The organism is Thauera sp., assembly GCF_034003485.1.
GTDB lineage: Bacteria > Pseudomonadota > Gammaproteobacteria > Burkholderiales > Rhodocyclaceae > Thauera.
Map to the genome: position 1 here is coordinate 66,075 of NZ_JAVEYL010000015.1, position 14,988 is coordinate 81,062.

The 14,988-nt window shown below is 66.3% G+C and carries 15 protein-coding genes and 1 tRNA gene; 7 read left to right on the top strand and 9 right to left on the bottom strand.

The annotated features are described in order from the left end of the window. Window positions 1–19 precede the first annotated feature (19 nt). From RBT54_RS10405 to apaG, 3 genes are all read right to left on the bottom strand, one after another. Window positions 20–1,072: a TAXI family TRAP transporter solute-binding subunit gene (locus RBT54_RS10405; RefSeq protein ID WP_320366879.1), complete on the bottom strand. Its 1,053-nt coding sequence runs from the start codon at window positions 1,070–1,072 to the stop codon at window positions 20–22. Between the two features lie 30 nt (window positions 1,073–1,102). Beyond that, window positions 1,103–1,852 carry a double zinc ribbon domain-containing protein gene (locus RBT54_RS10410; protein ID WP_320366881.1) on the bottom strand — a complete coding sequence of 250 codons (750 nt, stop codon included), beginning with the start codon at window positions 1,850–1,852 and terminating at the stop codon, window positions 1,103–1,105. Window positions 1,853–1,953: 101 nt separating this feature from the next. Beyond that, window positions 1,954–2,337, bottom strand: coding sequence for a Co2+/Mg2+ efflux protein ApaG (apaG, locus tag RBT54_RS10415; protein ID WP_320366882.1), 384 nt, complete (start codon window positions 2,335–2,337; stop codon window positions 1,954–1,956). Between the two features lie 68 nt (window positions 2,338–2,405). Here apaG and purB point away from each other — a divergent pair, with 68 nt between their 5' ends. Continuing rightward, on the top strand, window positions 2,406–3,782 hold the full coding sequence (gene purB, locus RBT54_RS10420) for an adenylosuccinate lyase (protein WP_320366884.1): 1,377 nt from the start codon (window positions 2,406–2,408) through the stop codon (window positions 3,780–3,782). A gap of 109 nt (window positions 3,783–3,891) precedes the next feature. After that, a complete protein-coding gene (locus RBT54_RS10425; RefSeq protein WP_320366886.1) occupies window positions 3,892–4,209 on the top strand; it encodes a DUF2322 family protein in 318 nt (105 codons plus the stop codon). A 134-nt stretch (window positions 4,210–4,343) separates the two neighbouring features. On the opposite strand, the gene secF is transcribed toward RBT54_RS10425, so the two are convergent. The 5 genes from secF to queA form a co-directional block, all read right to left on the bottom strand. Then, entirely contained in the window at window positions 4,344–5,276 is a 933-nt protein-coding gene (secF, locus tag RBT54_RS10430; RefSeq protein ID WP_320366888.1) for a protein translocase subunit SecF, read from the bottom strand. A gap of 27 nt (window positions 5,277–5,303) precedes the next feature. After that, window positions 5,304–7,169, bottom strand: a complete 1,866-nt coding sequence (gene secD, locus RBT54_RS10435) for a protein translocase subunit SecD (protein WP_320366889.1) — start codon at window positions 7,167–7,169, stop codon at window positions 5,304–5,306. A gap of 175 nt (window positions 7,170–7,344) precedes the next feature. Next, complete coding sequence (gene yajC / locus RBT54_RS10440; protein WP_320366890.1) at window positions 7,345–7,671, bottom strand: preprotein translocase subunit YajC; 327 nt, start codon at window positions 7,669–7,671, stop codon at window positions 7,345–7,347. Between the two features lie 93 nt (window positions 7,672–7,764). Further along, a complete protein-coding gene (tgt, locus tag RBT54_RS10445) occupies window positions 7,765–8,877 on the bottom strand; it encodes a tRNA guanosine(34) transglycosylase Tgt (protein WP_320366892.1) in 1,113 nt (370 codons plus the stop codon). Beyond that, window positions 8,867–9,943: a tRNA preQ1(34) S-adenosylmethionine ribosyltransferase-isomerase QueA gene (queA, locus tag RBT54_RS10450; RefSeq protein WP_320366894.1), complete on the bottom strand. Its 1,077-nt coding sequence runs from the start codon at window positions 9,941–9,943 to the stop codon at window positions 8,867–8,869. Before queA ends, tgt begins: the two co-directional genes overlap by 11 nt. 78 nt (window positions 9,944–10,021) lie before the next feature. Between queA and RBT54_RS10455 the strand changes: the two genes are divergently transcribed. After that, window positions 10,022–10,106, top strand: a tRNA-Leu gene (locus tag RBT54_RS10455). Window positions 10,107–10,237: 131 nt separating this feature from the next. Here RBT54_RS10455 and nhaR read toward each other — a convergent pair. Then, the gene (nhaR, locus tag RBT54_RS10460; protein ID WP_320366896.1) at window positions 10,238–11,134 is read right to left on the bottom strand and encodes a transcriptional activator NhaR; all 897 of its coding nucleotides are present in this window, start codon (window positions 11,132–11,134) and stop codon (window positions 10,238–10,240) included. Between the two features lie 152 nt (window positions 11,135–11,286). Here nhaR and RBT54_RS10465 point away from each other — a divergent pair, with 152 nt between their 5' ends. The 4 genes from RBT54_RS10465 (at window position 11,287) to tilS (ending at window position 14,978) form a co-directional block, all read left to right on the top strand. Next, window positions 11,287–11,634, top strand: a complete 348-nt coding sequence (locus RBT54_RS10465; RefSeq protein ID WP_320366897.1) for an HPF/RaiA family ribosome-associated protein — start codon at window positions 11,287–11,289, stop codon at window positions 11,632–11,634. Window positions 11,635–11,755: 121 nt separating this feature from the next. After that, window positions 11,756–12,421, top strand: coding sequence for a Bax inhibitor-1/YccA family protein (locus RBT54_RS10470; RefSeq protein WP_320366898.1), 666 nt, complete (start codon window positions 11,756–11,758; stop codon window positions 12,419–12,421). A 166-nt stretch (window positions 12,422–12,587) separates the two neighbouring features. Next, the gene (locus tag RBT54_RS10475) at window positions 12,588–13,553 is read left to right on the top strand and encodes an acetyl-CoA carboxylase carboxyltransferase subunit alpha (RefSeq protein ID WP_320366902.1); all 966 of its coding nucleotides are present in this window, start codon (window positions 12,588–12,590) and stop codon (window positions 13,551–13,553) included. Between the two features lie 81 nt (window positions 13,554–13,634). Next, the gene (gene tilS / locus RBT54_RS10480; RefSeq protein ID WP_320366904.1) at window positions 13,635–14,978 is read left to right on the top strand and encodes a tRNA lysidine(34) synthetase TilS; all 1,344 of its coding nucleotides are present in this window, start codon (window positions 13,635–13,637) and stop codon (window positions 14,976–14,978) included. Window positions 14,979–14,988: the final 10 nt, after the last annotated feature.

The window sequence follows — 14,988 nt, forward strand, 5'->3', positions numbered from 1 at the left end:
TGCCCCCAGCGGTGCGAGCTCAGTTACACAGCCCGAGTACGCGCTCCTGCTGCGTGCAGTTCGCCCGCTTAGGCGCCGTGAACGCGGACGGCCCCTGCTCGATGCAGGCGCGCAGGTGGCGCTCGGTGGCGGTCGAATAGGTCCAGCCCTTGCCCAGCGCGGGTAGCGCGAGTGCCACCTCCTTCCACTTGGGGTGGCCGTCCGACTGAAGCCGCGGGAAGTTGCGGCACAGCGACTGCGCGAACTGGCGCAGATACTGGACGGTTTCCGGGCCGGTGTAGTTGTAGGTCACCAGGAACGCCTTCACCGCGATGCCGGCGGTGTCCGCGCTTAACAGGTTGGGATAGTTCGCGGCGCTGATGGTTGCCGGGAAGTATGTGGCGAGCGCGGCACGGCTGCTTTCATGCTCCGGGTCGAGCTTCAGCAGCTTGATGTACTGGCGCACCTCGGGCTTCATCTCGGTCAGCAGTTTGGCGGGCTGGCCGGCGACGACGACGACGACGTCGAGCGTCTTGTCGGTGATGAGCTTCACCAGCGCGTCCTCGTTGCTCAGGTAGCTCGCGTTCTCATCCGCGATCGGCGCGCCGAACATCAGCCGGTACAGCGTCGTCGACGACAGGGCGGTACCGCTGCCGAGCGGGCCGATGTTGAGCTTTCTGTCCTTGATCTCATGGACGTGCTCGAGCGGCGCGTCGGCGCGGACGATGAAATAGATCTCTTCGTTGTAGAGCGGCATGATCACGCGCAGCGGATTCACCATCCGCGCTGCCTCGGCGTTGCCTTCCCGGGCCTGATCGATGAAGGCCTGGTAGACATCCGACTGGACGAGCGCGAACTTCACCCCCGGCTCAAACCGCAGCCGGCGCACATTCTCGGCGGAGCCGGCCGAAGGCAGGGTCTCGAGCGTGATGTCGGCGGCGGGGGCGACGAAATTGGCAAGATCGCGGCCAATCTGGATGTAGGTGCCGCGCTCGGACGCGGTCACGATCTTGTACTCGGCTGCGGCGAGCGCGGGGGCAGCCTGCAGTAGTGCACTTGCGCAGGCGAGCACGCCCAGGGCAGATCTGATCATGGTGTTTCCCCTCATTTGGTAGCTGAAGCCTTACTTGCAGAGCCCGAGGGCGTCGATGGCCGGACTGCATCCGGCAGGCGCGGTCTGCGGGTTGGGTGCGGGTGGTTCTGCCGAGTCCGCGGCGGGCGCCTGCGTCGGCTGCGTTGCGGCCGAGGGTGCCGGCGACTCATCCTGCGCGGACTCTGTCGTCGTCTCAGTGGGTGAGGGCGGTTCCACCTGCGCTGCGTCCAGTGCCTCGGTCGGGGGCGCCGGTGCGTCCTCGAGCGGCTCCGTGGCGCTCGCTGAAGGCGCGGCGTCGGTCGGTGGCAGGGCTGTGTCGGTGGTTTCTGAGGCAGCTTCAGACGGAGCCGTTTCCGTCGCGTCCCCTGCGGGCGAATCGGGCGGCGGTGAATCTGCCTCTGCCTCTGCCTCGACTGCCACGGGCGCGTGGATCGCCGGCAACTGAGCCTCGTCCCCTGCGACGCGGGGGTAAACCACCAGCGCACCAGCGACGATCAGGGCGAGCAGCGCGAAAAGCTTCCACGGGCTGCGCTTGGGACGAGCGGGTTTTTCCGTCTGCGCCGCGGGCGTCACGCTCTGCGCCTCGCCTTCGTCCGGCGTGGCCACGCCGGAACGGGGCGCAAATGGCTGGCCGCACTTGTGGCAGACGGCTGCCGAGACATTGTCGATCGCGCCGCACGCCTCGCAGAGTTGCAGCGCGAGCGATGAGCCGCAGGCGTTGCAGAACTTCGCGTCGGCCGGATTGCCGTGCTTGCAGAACGAGCAATGAACGATGTCCATGGGAATCAGCCCGAAAAAACAGGGATCTGCCTCCAGATCAGGTTTTCGTCACCACGCCGGAGGCCGGGTCATGCCCGGGGAATGCGTGCTGGGGTTTCGATTCAGTGTAGCACTCGCGGCATGGCGAGCATGAACGGCGGAATCGTGGCCTCGAAGCGATGTTCGTCGGCCGCGATCATCTGGTAAGTGCCATGCATGGTGCCCACCGGCGTCGCCAGCACGCAGCCGCTGGTATAGCGGAAGTGCTCTCCGGGCGCGAGCACGGGTTGCTCACCGATCACGCCCTGGCCGTGCACCTCCTGCACCTTGTTGTTGCCGTCGGTGATCACCCAGTGACGCGCAAGCAACTGCGCGGCAACCGAGCCGGTGTTGCGGACGGTGATGTGATACGCGAACACGTAGTGATCGTCTTCCGGTCGGGATTGCCCGGCGACGTACTCCGCGCTCGCCGTGACTTCGATCTGATAGCGCTCGGACGGGTTCACGGTCTTTTGTTCTCGGTCAGCGAAGGGGGGAGGCGTTAAAATACCAGCTTTTTCCGGAAGCCCACGCCATGTCGAACGCCGCACCGTCCCCGCTCACCGCCCTGTCTCCGCTCGATGGCCGTTACCACGGCAAGGTCGCCGGGCTGCGCGCGCACTTCTCGGAGCACGGGCTGATCCGCAACCGCGTGCGCGTCGAGGTCGAATGGCTGAAGGCGCTCGCCGCCGAGCCCGCGCTCGCGGAGATCGCCCCGTTCTCGGCGGCCACCGTGGCCGAACTCGATGCGGTGGTGGCGCAGTTCTCCACCGATGACGGCGAGGCGGTGAAGGCGATCGAAGCCATCACCAACCACGACGTCAAGGCGATGGAGTACTGGCTCAAGAAGCGCCTCGGCCACAACGCCGAGGTGATGAAGGTGTCCGAGTTCATCCACTTCGCGTGCACCTCGGAAGACATCAACAACACCTCGCACGCGCTGATGCTGGCCGAAGGCCGCGACCGCGTGCTGCTGCCGGCGCTCGACGCGGTGATCGCGCGCTTCCGTGAACTGGCGCACGCGCTCGCCGACCTGCCGATGCTGTCGCGCACCCACGGCCAGCCTGCCAGCCCGACCACGCTCGGCAAGGAGATGGCCAACATCGCCGCGCGCCTGATGCGCGTGCGCGCCAGCATCGCCGGCGTCGCGATGTGCGCCAAGTTCAACGGTGCGGTGGGCAACTACAACGCCCACCTGTCGGCCTGGCCCGCGTTCGACTGGGAAGGGTTCAACCGCCGCTTCATCGAATCGCTCGGCCTCACCTTCAACGAATACACCATCCAGATCGAGCCGCACGACGCCATGGCCGAGCTCTTCGACGCCATCGCGCGCGCCAACACCATGTTGATCGACGCCTGCCGCGACATCTGGATGTACATCTCGCTCGGCTACTTCAAGCAGAAGTTGAAGGAAGGCGAGGTCGGCTCCTCGACCATGCCGCACAAGGTCAACCCGATCGACTTCGAAAACGCCGAGGGCAACTTCGGCCTCGCCAACGCGGTGCTCAAGCACTTCTCCGAGAAGCTGCCGATCTCGCGCATGCAGCGCGACCTCACCGACTCCACCGTGCTGCGCAACATGGGCGTGGGCTTCGGCCACACCGTGCTCGCGCTCGACAGCTGCCTGCGCGGCCTGGGCAAGCTCGAGGCCGAGCCCGCCCGCCTGGCGGCCGACCTCGACGACTGCTGGGAGGTGCTCGCCGAACCGGTGCAGACGGTGATGCGCCGCTACGGCATCGAGAACCCCTACGAGCAGTTGAAGGCGATGACCCGCGGCAAGGGCATCACCCGCGAGGCGCTGCAGGACTTCGTGCGCACGCTGGCCATCCCCGCCGAGGCGCGCGACCACCTGCTGGCGATGACGCCGGCGAGCTACGTCGGCAAGGCCGCTGAACTCGCGCGCCGCATCTGATCCCTATCCGACCGGGCCGGCCCCGCAAGCCGGCCCTTGCTGCGCAACCCGTGTTTCGCACGATCCCGGCGCCACCCTCGCGGTGGCGCCGTCACGACAAGGAGCCCCCATGGCATTCGCCGACAACCTGAAAACCCTGCCCGGCATCTCCCATCTCGCCGCGCTGAACCTGATCGACGCCGCCGACGTGGTCGTCGCCACCATCGAGAACAAGCCCGGCCAGGCGGGCTCGCTCTCTGTCTATAACCACCTCGCCCAGCTTTACGGCGCGATCAGTCCCGAGGCGGCGAAGAAGGGCCTGGAGCTTTACGCGGAGCACACCGAGGACGCCCGCAGCAACCCCGGCAAGCATCCCAACATCGACCGCCTGATCGGCCTTGCCGAGCGTGGCGAAACGCTCAGGGTGAAGCAGGTGTTTGCAGTTTGAGATTTCGCGCGGCCTGAGGCTTGCGCGGCTGCGATCAGGTCGCGGGGACGAGCGAACTGCCGGGAAGCTGATTTCTGCGGACAAGAAAAAAGGCGCCGTAGCGGCGCCTTTTTCAGATCCGGAAGCCCGCGGTCTCAGACCACCGCTTCTTCCTTCTCCTTCTTGGGCTTGACGAACTGCTCGCGCGACACGCCCAGCCACATCACCAGCGGGCTTGCCACCAGCACTGACGAGTAGATGCCGAAGCAGATGCCGATCGTCAGCGCCAGTGAGAAGTAGTACAGCGTCTCGCCGCCGAAGATCAGCATCGACAGCACCATTACCTGCGTGCTGCCGTGGGTGATCACGGTGCGCGAGATCGTGCGTGTGATCGCGTGGTCCAGCACCTGCGGCGTCGTCATGTGGCGCTTCTTCCTGAAGGTCTCGCGCACGCGGTCGAACACGACCACCGACTCGTTGACCGAATAACCCAGCACCGCCAGCACCGCCGCCAGCACCGGCAGCGAGAATTCCCACTGGAAGAAGGCGAAGAAGCCCAGGATGATGATCACATCGTGCAGGTTGGCGATGATCGCCGACACTGCGAAGCGCCACTCGAAGCGCATCGCCAAGTAGACCATGATGCCCACGATCACCAGCAGCAGCGCCATCGCGCCATCCGTTGCGAGCTCCTTGCCCACCTGTGGGCCGACGAACTCTACCCGCCGCAGTTCGGGTGCCGCGCCGCCGACCTCCTGCAGCGTTTTCATGACCGTTTCGGACACGCTCGACGTATCCAGGTCTTCGCGGTTGGGCAGGCGAATCAGTAGGTCGCGTGCGCTACCGAAATTCTGCACCTGCGCGTCCGGGTAGCCACTGCTTGCCAGCGCCTCGCGGACCCTTTCGAGCTGTGGCGCCTCCGCGTAGCTGACCTCGACCAGGGTGCCCCCGGTGAACTCGACCGATAGGTGAAGGCCGCGAGTCGTGAGGAAGAACACCGCCAGCAGGAAGGTGATCAACGAGATGACGTTGAACACCAGCGAGTGGCGCATGAAGGGGATGTCTTTCTTGATGCGGAAGAATTCCATGATCGTGTTTCCTGTGCGTTCGTCCGCTTACTTGCCTTCCGGCTTCCACACCTGGCCGATCGACAGGCTTTCGACCTTGCGACGACGGCCATAGAGGAAGTTCACCAGCATCCGCGACACCAGGATCGCGCTGAACATCGAGGTCAGGATGCCCAGGCAGTGCACCACAGCGAAGCCGCGCACCGGACCGGAGCCGAACACCAGCAAGGCAATGCCGGCGATCAGCGTCGTGATGTTGGAGTCGAGGATGGTGTCCCAGGCACGGTCGTAGCCGGCAGAGATTGCCGCCTGCGGGCTCGCGCCGTTGCGTAGTTCCTCGCGGATGCGCTCGTTGATCAGCACATTGGCGTCGATCGCCATGCCCAGGGTCAGCGCCATCGCAGCGATGCCGGGCAGGGTCAGCGTCGCCTGCAGCAGCGACAGCAGCGCCACAAGCAGCAGCAGGTTGGCGGCTAGCGCGATCGACGACACCAGGCCGAACAGCATGTAGTACGCGCACATGAACACGACGATCGCGAGGAAGCCCCACAGCGTCGAGTTGAAGCCCTTCTGGATGTTTTCTGCGCCCAGGCTGGGTCCGACGGTGCGTTCCTCGATGATCTCCATCGGCGCGGCCAGCGAACCGGCGCGCAGCAGCAGCGCGACGTCATTGGCCTCGACCGTGCTCATGCTGCCGGAGATCTGCACGCGACCGCCGCCGATTTCGCTGCGGATGACCGGTGCGGTGACGACCTCGCCCTTGCCCTTCTCGAACAGCAGGATGGCCATGCGCTTGCCGACGCTCTCGCGCGTGACGTCGCGGAATATGCGCGCGCCGGCGGCGTCCAGCGTGAGGTGCACCGCGGGCTCGTTGGTCTGCCCGTCGAAGCCGGGCTGAGCGTCGGTGAGGCGGTCGCCGGTGAGCACGACCTGCTTTTGCACGAGCAGCGGCGAGCCGCCGCGCTCGGTGTAGAGCTCGGTGCCGAAGGGCACGCTGCCGGCGAGCGCCTGCTCGATCGCGCCCGGGGTGTCGTCCACCATGCGCACTTCCAGGGTCGCGGTACGGCCGAGGATGTCCTTGGCCTTGGCCACGTCCTGCACGCCGGGCAACTGCACGACGATGCGTTCGGCGCCCTGCTGCTGGATCACCGGCTCGGCGACGCCGAGCTCGTTGATGCGGTTGTGCAGGGTGGTGATGTTCTGCTTGATCGCGAAGTCGCGCATCGTCTGCTGCGCCTGCGCGGTGAGCGTGGCGATCAGCTTGAAGTCGTCGGCAGCGTCGTTGCGATCGGCGAGTTGAAGGTCGGCGGTACTGTCCTGGATGGCGCGGCGGCCGGCTTCACGCTGCTCCTCGTCGCGGAAGCGGATCACCACGGTATTGCCTTCGCGGGTGATGCCGGCGTGGCGGACACTCTTGTCGCGCATCAGGGTGCGCAGGTCGCCGGTGGTGGAGTCCAGGCGCTTGGTGAGTGCGCCCGGCATGTCGACTTCGAGCAGGAAGTGCACGCCGCCACGGAGGTCGAGGCCGAGATACATCGGCAGGGCCTGGATCGCGGTCAGCCAGCTCGGTGACGCCGACAGCAGGTTGAGCGCCACCACGTAGGACGGGTCAGACGCATCCGGGTTGAAGGCCTGCTCGATCGCGTCCTTCGCGCGCAACTGCGTATCGGTGTCCGCGAAGCGGGCACGTACGCTGGTCGCGTCGGAGAAGATGCCGGTGTTCTCGATGCCGGCGGCCTTGAGTGCGCTGGCGATACGGTCGGTCGCGGCGGCGGCGTCGAGCTTGAGCGTGGCCTTGGCGCTGGATACCTGCACCGCCGGCACCTCGCCGTAGAAATTGGGCAGGGTGTAGATCAGTCCCCAGAGCAGCACGAGGCCGATCAGGATGTTCTTCCAGAGAGGGTAGCGATTCATCGTCGGCGGGAAAGTGGATGGAGCAAAGCCTGCTGCAAGCCTGGGCGCTGACTGCGAGCCGCGAAGTTGCGGGCGGAACGAGACGGAGTCAGGGCGGACTGCAGCGAACCCGCAGCACACTGGCGGACAGGCCGCCAGTGTGCTGCGTAGGGGGTACCGCGGGGTACTGCGGAGATTACAGTGCCTTCAACGTGCCCTTGGGCAGCACGGTGGCCACGGCCTGCTTCTGCACGGCGACCACGGTGTTGGGGGCGACTTCGACCTGAACGAAGCTGTCGCCGACGTCGGTCACGCGGCCGGCGATGCCGCCACCCGTCACCACTTCGTCACCCTTGGCCAGCGCTTCCACCATGGCCTTGTGTTCCTTGGCACGCTTCATCTGCGGGCGGATCATCAGGAACCACAGCACCACGAACATCAGGATCAAGGGCAACAGGCCCATCAGGCCGCCAGTGGGGTCGGAAGAGCCCGCTGCTTGGGCGTAGGCATTGGAAATCAGCACGTTGGTAACTCCGGGTTAGCGAAAAAAGCGTTCGATTATAGCAGTAGCCGGGGGTATGCCCGGCTGGGTGAGACGCCGCCGAGGGCGGTGGGTTCAGTTCGTGCCGGTGGCACGCTCGCTGCGGAAGCGCTGTACGTAGGCTGCGAAGGTGCCGGTGGCGATGGCCTCGCGCAGCTCGGACGTCAGGGTCTGGTAGTAGCGCAGGTTGTGCACCGTGTTGAGCATGCTGGCGAGGATTTCGCCGGTGCGGTGCAGATGGTGCAAGTAGGCACGGCTGAAGTTACGGCAGGTGTAGCAGTCACAGGACGCATCGAGCGGCCGGGTGTCGGCCTTGTGCACCGCGTTCTTGATCTTGATGTCGCCGTAGCGGGTGAATAGCCAGCCGTTGCGGGCGTTGCGCGTGGGCATCACGCAGTCGAACATGTCGATGCCGGCGGCGACGCCCTCGACGATGTCCTCCGGCGTGCCTACGCCCATGAGGTAGCGCGGCTTGGCCTGCGGCAGCCGCGGCGCGGTGTGGGCGAGGATGCGCGCCATGTCTTCCTTGGGTTCGCCGACCGACAGGCCGCCGATGGCGAAGCCGTGGAAGCCGATCTCCTCCAGCGCGGCCTGTGACTCGTCGCGCAAGTCCTCGTACATCCCGCCCTGGACGATGCCGAAGAGCGCGTTCCTGTTCTCCAGCCGATCGAACTCTTCGCGCGAGCGCTTGGCCCAGCGCTGCGACAGGCGCATCGACTTGGCGGCCTCGTCGCGGGTGGCGGGGTAGGGCGTGCATTCGTCGAAGATCATCACGATGTCCGAATTCAGCACGGTCTGGATCTGCATCGAGATCTCGGGCGTCAGGAAAAGCTTCGCGCCGTCGATCGGGCTGGCGAACTTGACGCCTTCCTCGGTGATCTTGCGCAGCGCGCCCAGGCTGAACACCTGGAAGCCGCCCGAGTCGGTGAGGATGGGCTTGTCCCAAGCCATGAAGCGATGCAGGCCCTGGTGGGCGGCGATGATGTCCAGACCGGGGCGCAGCCAAAGGTGGAAAGTGTTGCCGAGGCAGATCTGCGCGCCGATGTCGGCGAGCATCGCCGGCGTCATCGCCTTGACCGTGCCGTAGGTGCCGACCGGCATGAAAACCGGGGTTTCGACCGCGCCGTGGGCGAGGGTCAGGCGACCGCGGCGGGCACCGCCGTCGGTGGTGAGGAGTTCAAATTGCATCGTTTGGCTTGTCGTTTTCGGCGTCGTTCTTGCGGGTGATGAACATTGCGTCGCCATAACTGAAGAAGCGGTAGCGCTGTTCGACGGCGTGGGCGTAGGTGCGGCGGATCGTGTCCATGCCGGCGAAGGCGGAGACCAGCATCATCAGCGTGGATCTGGGCAGGTGGAAGTTGGTGATCAGCGCATCCACGACCTGGAAGTGGAAGCCGGGCAGGATGAAGATCTCGGTTTCGCCGCTGCCGGCCTCGAGCGGGCCGTCCTGCGCTGCGGCCTCGAGCGCCCGCATGCTGGTGGTGCCGACTGCGATCACGCGGCCACCTGCGGCGCGGGCTGCGGCGATGGCGTCCACAGTCTCCTGCGGGATGACGTAGCGCTCGCGGTGCATCTGGTGCTCACCGAGGTCGTCCACCCGCACCGGCTGGAAGGTGCCGGCGCCAACGTGCAGCGTGAGCCAGGCGCATTTCGCGCCGCGTTCGGCCAGACGGTCGAGCAGGGCCTGGTCGAAGTGCAGGCCCGCGGTGGGCGCGGCCACCGAGCCCAGTTCGCGGGCGTAGACCGTCTGGTAACGGGATTCGTCGGCTTCGCCTGCGGCGCGCTGGATGTAGGGCGGCAGCGGCAGCTTGCCGTGACGCTCGAGCAGCGCGAGCAGGTCCTCGCCAGCCGGAAAACGCAGGTGGAAGAACTCGCCAACACGGCCCAATACCTCGACGTCGAAGGCGTCTGCCAGGCGCAGTCGGGCGCCTGATCTCGGAGACTTGCTCGCGCGCACCTGGGCGAGCGCCTCGTGCGGGCCGACCGCCCGTTCGATAAGCACCTCGACCTGGCCGCCACTGTCCTTGACGCCGTGCAGGCGGGCGTGGATGACGCGTGTGTCGTTGAAGACCAATAGATCCCCCGGCTGCACGAGATCGGGCAGGCCGGTGAACACGGCGTCCGCCATCACGGGTGCAGTGCCGGCGTCAGGGGTGACGACCAGAAGCCGGCTGGCGCTGCGCTCGGGCAGTGGCGCCTGGGCGATGAGTTCGGCCGGTAGTGTGTAGTCGAAATCGTTGAGGGTGAGGGGCATCGTATCCGGGTGGAGCAAAGTCGGGGGTGGTTGCAGCTTGCTGGGTCGTGGCCTGATCGTGGATAATGCGCTGCTCGTGCCGGGATGGCGGAATCGGTAGACGCAGCGGATTCAAAATCCGCCGCCGCAAGGTGTGGGGGTTCGAGTCCCCCTCCCGGCACCATCAAGTTTCACAACGCATCTTCTGCGTTCCTTGCCCTTCGGGGCGGCGTTGGATGCGCCGCCCGCATGTGCCGGTGGTTTTCCGTCACCGTTCGGCCCGCGATTCTGGATTGGCCGTGGCCGAAAATCAAATCACACGAATTTCTGCTTTGCGGTCGCGGCCTCGCTGATCGCGCGCACCGCGGGGTGTGTGAGCCTGCGCTCGACCGAGATTGCGTAGTAGGTTTCGGTCACGCCATCGGCGTTGCCCAGGTGGACCATCCCCGCCTGCCTGCACAGCTGTTCGCCCACCATCGATGCGCTCGGAAAGATGCCGGCGCCCGCTTCGGCGAAGGCACGCATGAGCGCGCTGTCGTCGAATTCGCCGACGATGCGCGGGCGCATGCCGGCCGCTTCGATCCAGCGCAGCAAGGGACCGCGCACGCTGGCTTCGACGCCGGGGAGCAGCAGCGGAGCGCCGTCCAGGTTGGCGGGAAAGGCGCCCTGCAGTGTCCCGGCGAGTGTCGGCGTCACATAGAAGCCGATCGTTGATTCTCCCAGCGCGTGGCTGAAGCCGCGCACATCCATGTTCGGCGGAAGCGGGCTGTCGGCGAGCACCACGTCCAGCTTGTGGATTGCCAGTTCGCCGAGCAGGGCGTCGAACTTGCCCTCGCGGCAAACGATCCGCATCGGCTCGGGAAGGTCCATGGACGGTGCCAGCAGCAGCCAGGCGATGGCCTTGGGCACGACGTCGGCGATGCCGACCCGGAACGGCACCGCGCGTCCGGTCGCGCGGCTTTGCAGTGCGGCTTCCAGTTCGCTGCCCAGGCGAAAGATCTCCTCGGCGTAGTCCAGCACCATGCGCCCGGTTTCGGTCAGGACCAGGCCGCGCCCCTGGCGCTTGAAGAGGCTTACGCCGAGATCGGTTTCCAGCGTGGCGATCTGGCCCGAGAGCGTCTGGGGGGCCAGCCCGGAACGTTCCGCGCCGCGCACGATCCCACCGGCACGTGCGACCGTCCAGAAATGGTGAAGCTGCTTGTAGTTGAGCATGACGGTGGATCCCTTGGGCGAAGCTGCTGACTGTTCGGAAAAACAGGATATAAATTCTGTGGAACTGAGATTTTATCGAACAGTCTGAGAGGTAGTATGCGTCGAGGCAGAGGGCTCGACGGTGCCTGTCCAACATCAGAAGGAGACTGAACATGCGTATCGATCTGCATTGCGATGGTGTGGAAGCCCCCCCGGCGCTGCGTGAGTATGTGGCTCGCCGGATGCGTTTTGCGATTGGTCGCTTCCGCGACCATATCCAATGGGCGCGTGTGAAGGTAGCGGACGTCAATGGCCCCAAGGGTGGCACCGACAAGCGTTGTGTGGTGCAGTTGCGGCTGCGCAACCTGCCTGACGTGGTTTTCGCGATCAACCAACTCGAGGTGCGTGCCGCTGTCGATGAGGCGGCCGACCGCGTCGCACGTGTTCTCGCACAACGGGTTCGCCGCCACCAGCGTCCAGTGCGCGCAACGGCAGCCTCGCTTGCGGTCGTACCGGCCTGAGTCTGACCTGCAGTCGGCCTGACGAGCGCTTCTGCTGTTGCAGGTAGCGGGCCACGCCGCGCAGGGATGCGCGGCGGCTCTAAAAACAAATCATCGATTCCCCACTGGAGGATATCCGAACATGGAAAACCGTTTCGCCACCATGACCCGCACCGAACCGTCGGTGCTATCGACCAACAAGGTCATCCGCAACACCTACATGCTGCTGTCGCTGACGCTGGCGTTCTCGGCGCTGACCGCCGGCCTGTCGATGGCGATGGGCGCGCCGCGCCTGGGCATCATCGTGACGCTGCTCGGCTACTTCGGCCTGTTGTTCGCAACCAGCAAGTTCCGCAACAGCAGTCTGGGCGTCGTGTTCGTGTTCGCGCTTACCGGCTTCATGGGCTTCACGCTCGGGCCGATCATCTCCGCGTATCTGTCGCTGCCCAACGGCGCCAGCATCGTGATGCAGGCGATGGCAGGCACCGCGGCGATCTTCCTCGGCCTGTCGGCTTACGCGGTGACGACCAAGAAGGACTTCTCCTTCATGGGCGGTTTCCTGATCGTCGGTATCCTCGTCGCCTTCCTGGCCGGCCTGGGCGCGATCTTCTTCGAGATCCCTGCGCTGTCGCTGACCGTGTCGGCCGCCTTCGTGCTGCTGATGTCTGGCCTCATCCTGTTCGAGACCAGCAACATCATCCACGGCGGTGAGACCAACTACATCATGGCCACGGTGTCGCTGTTCGTGGCGATCTTCAACCTCTTCACCAGCCTGCTGCACCTGCTGGGTTTCGCGAACAACGACTGAAGCACCCCCCGCTGCGGCGGGGTTTCGTGGACACGGGGCGGTCGCCGCAAGGCGCTGCCCCGTTGTCATTGCGGGGCCGTCGCTGCGGCAGTGCAGCACATGCGGCGCGCGCCGCTGCCGCGCTGGCGTTACAATGGCGGACATTTTTTGACTTGGACAGGCCGGGATGAAAACCACCTTTCTTGATTTCGAAACGGCGATCTCCGAACTCGAGGAAAAAATCGACCAGTTGCGTTTCGTGCAGGACGATCCAGCGGTCGACATCTCCGACGAGATCAAGCGGCTGGAGGCCAAGAGCCAGTCGCTCACCAAGGATCTTTACGCCAAGCTCAGCCCCTGGCAGATTGCCCATGTGGCGCGCCATCCCCAGCGTCCCTACACGCTCGACTACGCAAGCCTGATCTTCACCGACTTCCAGGAACTGCACGGCGACCGCAACTACGCCGACGACAAGGCCATCGTCGGTGGGTTGGCGCGCTTCAATGGCCAGGCCTGCGTCGTCATCGGCCACCAGAAGGGGCGTGACACCAAGGAAAAGATCGTACGCAACTTCGGCATGCCGCGTCCCGAGGGCTATCGCAAGGCGATGCGGCTGATGAAGCTGGCCGAGAAGTTCGCGCTGCCGGTGTTCACCTTCGTCGACACCCCGGGCGCCTACCCCGGCATCGGCGCCGAAGAGCGCGGCCAGTCCGAGGCAATCGGTCACAGCATCTACCTGATGGCCGAGCTCAGGACCCCGATCATCAGCACCATCATCGGCGAAGGCGGCTCGGGTGGCGCGCTCGCGATCGCGGTGGCCGACCAGGTGCTGATGCTGCAGTACTCCACCTACTCGGTGATCTCGCCCGAGGGGTGCGCGTCCATCCTGTGGAAGAGCGCGGAGAAGGCGGCCGATGCCGCCGAGACCATGGGCATCACCGCGACGCGGCTGAAGTCGCTCAACCTCATCGACAAGGTCGTGAACGAGCCGATCGGCGGCGCGCACCGTGACTATCGCGCGATGGCGGCGTCGCTCAAGCGTGCGCTGGCCGACGCCCTGCGCGAGCTCGAGGTGCTGACGCCGTCCGAGCTCGTCGCCCAGCGCTACGAGAAGCTGATGAGCTACGGGCGCTACAAGGAAAAGGCGGCCTGACGCGGACGCCACTGCGGGTTGGCCGAGTCCGCCCGCGCGGCGTAAGGGCGATGCGAGTTCCCGCCCCGGAGCGCGCCGCGCATGAGACACCCTGACGAACTGATCGAGCGGATTGCCGTCGTACTGGCTGCGGCGGGCGTCGTGGCCGACATGCGCCTGTGCTGCGCGTTGTCGGGGGGTGTCGACTCGGTCGTGCTGTTCGAGGTGCTGCATCGCCTGCAGCCGCGCTTCGGTTATCGCCTGTCTGCCGCGCACGTTCATCACGGCCTGAGTCCGCATGCCGGCGACTGGGCCGAGGCCTGTGCGGCGCGCTGCGCCCGGGCCGGCGTTCCGTTGCAGGTTTTCCATGTCGAGGTTGATCGCCTTCACCCGGACGGTGTCGAGGCGGCCGCGCGCGCGGCGCGTCACGCGGCGCTCGACACGGTGGCCTGTGACTGGCTGGCGTTCGGCCACCATCAGGACGACCAGGCCGAAACCCTGCTGTTCCGCCTCTTGCGGGGTACCGGTGTGCGCGGCGCAGCGGCGATGCGGGTGGCGAGCGCGGCCTCGGGTGTTCGGCCGGGCCGCCTGCGGCCGCTGCTCGAGCTACGTCGTGCGCACATCGAGGACTGGGCGCGGCGCGCGCGGCTCGATTGGGTCGAGGACGAGAGCAACGCCGCGCTCCATTTCACCCGCAACGCGATCCGCCACCGCCTGCTGCCGGTGGCCGAGCTGCTGTTTCCCGCTGCGGTGCCAGCGCTCGCGCGCGCGGCGGCGCACTTTGCCGATGCTGACGATCTGCTCGGCGAGCTTGCCGCCGGTGATGCCGCGGCGTGCGGGGGCGCGGTCCTGAGCCGGCGCGGGCTGCTCGCGCTCAGCCCCGCGCGCCAGGCCAACCTGATGCGCTGGCTGCTGCAGCGGCGTGCAGCGCCGGCGCCGTCTCGTGCGAAGCTCGACGAAGCGCTGCGCCAGTTGCGCGCGTGTCCCATGGATCATCCCCTGCGCCTGGCCCTGGGCGAGTGGGCGTGCTGCGCCTATCGGGATGATGTGTGGCTGGAACCCGCGGCAGCGGCGGTGCCCGTCGGGCAGCGCTGGTGCGGCGAAGCGGTGCTGGCCTGGGGCGGTGCACGGGTGTGTTTCGACGCTGCGACGGGCGCCGGATTGAGCCGTACGGCGCTCGACGCTGCGACCGAAGTTCGGCTCGGGCTGCGCACACCCGGCATGCGTCTGCGTCTGGACGCTGCCCGGCCGCGGCGCGCGTTTCGCAAGCTGTGCCAGGAGGCCGGGATTCCGGCCTGGTTGCGCGACCGGCTGCCGGTGTTGTGGGTGGATGGCGAGCCGGCCTGGGTCGGCGGGATCGGGGTGAGTGTGGCATTTGCCTGCCCACCCCATGAAGACGGCGTGCTGCCGCGCTGGCTGCATGGGGTGGGCGAGGGCGGCGACTGACAGCGCGCGG

Excerpts from the sequence above, each read along its gene's own strand:
- RBT54_RS10405 (WP_320366879.1), bottom strand. The coding sequence starts at position 1,072 with ATGATCAGATCTGCCCTGGGCGTGCTCGCCTGCGCAAGTGCACTACTG.
- RBT54_RS10410 (WP_320366881.1), bottom strand. The coding sequence starts at position 1,852 with ATGGACATCGTTCATTGCTCGTTCTGCAAGCACGGCAATCCGGCCGAC.
- purB (WP_320366884.1), top strand. The coding sequence starts at position 2,406 with ATGTCGAACGCCGCACCGTCCCCGCTCACCGCCCTGTCTCCGCTCGAT.
- RBT54_RS10425 (WP_320366886.1), top strand. The coding sequence starts at position 3,892 with ATGGCATTCGCCGACAACCTGAAAACCCTGCCCGGCATCTCCCATCTC.
- secF (WP_320366888.1), bottom strand. The coding sequence starts at position 5,276 with ATGGAATTCTTCCGCATCAAGAAAGACATCCCCTTCATGCGCCACTCG.
- secD (WP_320366889.1), bottom strand. The coding sequence starts at position 7,169 with ATGAATCGCTACCCTCTCTGGAAGAACATCCTGATCGGCCTCGTGCTG.
- tgt (WP_320366892.1), bottom strand. The coding sequence starts at position 8,877 with ATGCAATTTGAACTCCTCACCACCGACGGCGGTGCCCGCCGCGGTCGC.
- queA (WP_320366894.1), bottom strand. The coding sequence starts at position 9,943 with ATGCCCCTCACCCTCAACGATTTCGACTACACACTACCGGCCGAACTC.
- nhaR (WP_320366896.1), bottom strand. The coding sequence starts at position 11,134 with ATGCTCAACTACAAGCAGCTTCACCATTTCTGGACGGTCGCACGTGCC.
- RBT54_RS10465 (WP_320366897.1), top strand. The coding sequence starts at position 11,287 with ATGCGTATCGATCTGCATTGCGATGGTGTGGAAGCCCCCCCGGCGCTG.
- RBT54_RS10470 (WP_320366898.1), top strand. The coding sequence starts at position 11,756 with ATGGAAAACCGTTTCGCCACCATGACCCGCACCGAACCGTCGGTGCTA.
- RBT54_RS10475 (WP_320366902.1), top strand. The coding sequence starts at position 12,588 with ATGAAAACCACCTTTCTTGATTTCGAAACGGCGATCTCCGAACTCGAG.
- tilS (WP_320366904.1), top strand. The coding sequence starts at position 13,635 with ATGAGACACCCTGACGAACTGATCGAGCGGATTGCCGTCGTACTGGCT.